The sequence below is a fragment of the Sphingobium phenoxybenzoativorans genome, assembly GCF_001757355.1.
Lineage (GTDB): Bacteria > Pseudomonadota > Alphaproteobacteria > Sphingomonadales > Sphingomonadaceae > Sphingobium > Sphingobium phenoxybenzoativorans.
Genome location: NZ_MINO01000173.1, coordinates 1 through 1803, shown reverse-complemented (window position 1 = coordinate 1803; position 1803 = coordinate 1). Strand labels below are relative to the sequence as shown.

Annotated in this window: 4 protein-coding genes; all 4 read left to right on the top strand. The window is 65.8% G+C overall.

The features are described from left to right. A partial coding sequence (locus BHQ40_RS24650) for a polyprenyl synthetase family protein (protein WP_171905966.1) occupies positions 1 to 262 on the top strand: 262 nt, incomplete at its 5' end. 1 nt (position 263) lies between these two features. After that, positions 264 to 770 (top strand): pantetheine-phosphate adenylyltransferase, encoded by a 507-nt coding sequence (gene coaD, locus BHQ40_RS24645; RefSeq protein ID WP_070158303.1) that lies wholly within the window; start codon positions 264 to 266, stop codon positions 768 to 770. 147 nt (positions 771 to 917) lie between these two features. Further along, positions 918 to 1640: a peptidylprolyl isomerase gene (locus BHQ40_RS24640; protein WP_139139480.1), complete on the top strand. Its 723-nt coding sequence runs from the start codon at positions 918 to 920 to the stop codon at positions 1638 to 1640. A gap of 43 nt (positions 1641 to 1683) precedes the next feature. Beyond that, positions 1684 to 1803, top strand: a 120-nt coding sequence (locus BHQ40_RS25960; protein ID WP_171905965.1) for an S-adenosylmethionine:tRNA ribosyltransferase-isomerase, incomplete at its 3' end; no start/stop codon positions are given.

Sequence of the window (1803 nt, the reverse complement as noted above, 5' to 3'; positions counted from 1 at the left end):
CTATGCCCGCGACCTGGGCCTGGCGTTCCAGATCGCCGACGACCTGCTGGATGTGGAAGGCGATGAGGCCGCCGCCGGCAAGGCGCTGGGCAAGGATGCGGCCGCGGGCAAGGAGACGTTCCTGTCCCTGCTGGGCGTGGACCGGGCGAGGGAACAGGCGCAGATGCTGGTCGATCAGGCCAAGGCGCATCTGCGCGGCTTTGGCGAGGAAGCCGATCTGCTGCGGGCGATAGCGGATTATGTGATCGAGAGGGACAGATAGGATGGCTATGCGCATCGGTGTTTATCCGGGAACATTCGACCCGATCACCCTGGGCCATATGGACATCATCCGGCGCGGCGCGAAGCTGGTCGACCGGCTGGTGATCGGCGTCACCACCAATATCAGCAAATCCCCCATGTTCACCGACGAGGAGCGGCTGGAAATGGTGCGACGGGAATGCGCCGATGTGGATGCAGAGGTGGTCGTCACCGGCTTCAACTCGCTGCTGATGGACTTTGCTGAGCGGCAGGGCGCCAGCGTCATCATCCGGGGCCTGCGCGCCGTCGCGGACTTTGAATATGAATATCAGATGGCGGGCATGAACCAGCAGATCAACGACCGGGTGGAGACGGTTTTCCTGATGGCGGACGTGTCGCTGCAGCCGATCGCGTCGCGGCTGGTGAAGGAAATCGCGCTCTATGGCGGGCCTATCCACAAATTCGTCAGCGCGAAGGTTTGCGAGGAAGTGATGGAGCGGGTAGAGCGCATCGGGAGAAAGGGGGACTGAGTTCGCTCAGCCGCCGTTCATCGATATATTTCTAGGCGCATATTTCTTAGGCGCACGTCCAGCGCGGGAGAGTTCAGGCACATGGCGTTCACTAATGGCTTCGGTTCCTTGGGCAGGGTGCTGACCTTGGCCTGCGCGGCTCTGGTCATGACAGCCGGCGTGCCCGCCCATGCGCAGGGCGGCGGCAAGACCGACGAGGCGAAGGAAGCGGAATCGGCGGCCAAGGCGGAGGACAACGTCAAGGCCCTGCGCGCCGAGAGCGCCCCGAAGATTCCGCCCGCCAGCCTGCCGCTCAACCCCGAAGACATCTGGGACCTGGACCTGTCCACCGGCGGCCGCGTCCGCATCCAGCTTCGCCCCGATATCGCGCCCAACCATGTCGCGCGCATCAAGGAGCTGACCCGCCAGGGCCTGTATAACGGCCTGAAGTTCCATCGCGTGATCGCGGGCTTCATGGCGCAGGGCGGCGACCCCAAGGGCGACGGCACCGGCGGATCGACGCTGCCCGACCTGAAGCAGGAGTTCAACATGATGCCGCATCTTCGCGGCACCGTGTCGATGGCCCGCGCGCAGAGCGAGGACAGCGCCAACAGCCAGTTCTTCATCCTGTTCCTGCCGCGCATGCAGCTCGACAAGAAATATACGGTGTTCGGCCGGGTGATCGAGGGCATGCAATATGTCGACGCGATCCCGCTGGGCGAGCCGCCCGCCAATCCGGCGGTCATCGTGCAGGCGTCGATCGAGAGCGACGGCAAGCCCGTGCCCGCCGTCCTGACCGCGCCGCCGCCGCCCGCGCCCAGCGTCGCCGATCTCAACGCGCCGCTCGGCGGCAAGCCCGCGGCGAAGAAGCCGGCGCCCAAGAAGAAATAACCGCCCAGGGCTGCTCCCCTAATGCGGCGGCCCGGACGCATCCATGCGCGTTGACCTGTTCGATTTCGACCTGCCGCCGGAGCGGATAGCGCTGCGCCCCGCCGCGCCGCGCGACGCCGCGCGGATGCTCGTGCTGCGCGGGGCGGATGGCGTGGAGGATCGC

Coding starts and splice junctions, on each gene's coding strand:
- BHQ40_RS24640 (WP_139139480.1), top strand. CDS start 918: ATGACAGCCGGCGTGCCCGCCCATGCGCAGGGCGGCGGCAAGACCGAC.
- coaD (WP_070158303.1), top strand. CDS start 264: ATGGCTATGCGCATCGGTGTTTATCCGGGAACATTCGACCCGATCACC.